Source organism: Micromonospora thermarum, assembly GCF_012034245.1.
GTDB lineage: Bacteria > Actinomycetota > Actinomycetes > Mycobacteriales > Micromonosporaceae > Micromonospora > Micromonospora thermarum.
In genome coordinates this window covers 1-326 of record NZ_JAATEO010000115.1, presented here as the reverse complement: position 1 = coordinate 326, position 326 = coordinate 1, and the positions used below count along the sequence as shown (strand labels likewise).

The 326-nt window shown below is 74.2% G+C and carries 1 protein-coding gene; it reads left to right on the top strand.

The genetic code is table 11. From position 1 onward, the window contains the following. Positions 1–326, top strand: a 326-nt coding sequence (locus tag HCJ94_RS29455; RefSeq protein ID WP_168004261.1) for a glycosyltransferase, incomplete at both ends; no start/stop codon positions are given.

Below are 326 nucleotides of genomic sequence, written 5' to 3'. Positions count from 1 at the left end.
CTGATGCTGTCGTGGGAGTACCCGCCGGTGCTCGTCGGCGGCCTCGGCCGGCACGTCCACGCCCTGTCCGTCGCCCTCGCCGCCGCCGGCCACGAGGTCACCGTCGTCACCCGCCACGCCGACGGCGCACCCCTGGAGGAGTACGCCGACGGCGTCCGCATCGTCCGCGCCGCCGAAGACCCCGTCACCTTTCCGCTCGCCACCGGCTCCCTGCTCGCCTGGACCATGGCCTTCAACCACACCCTCACCCGAGCCGCCCTCCGGGCCACCGAGTCCGGCGGGTACGACGTCATCCACGCCCACGACTGGCTCGTCGCCCACACCGC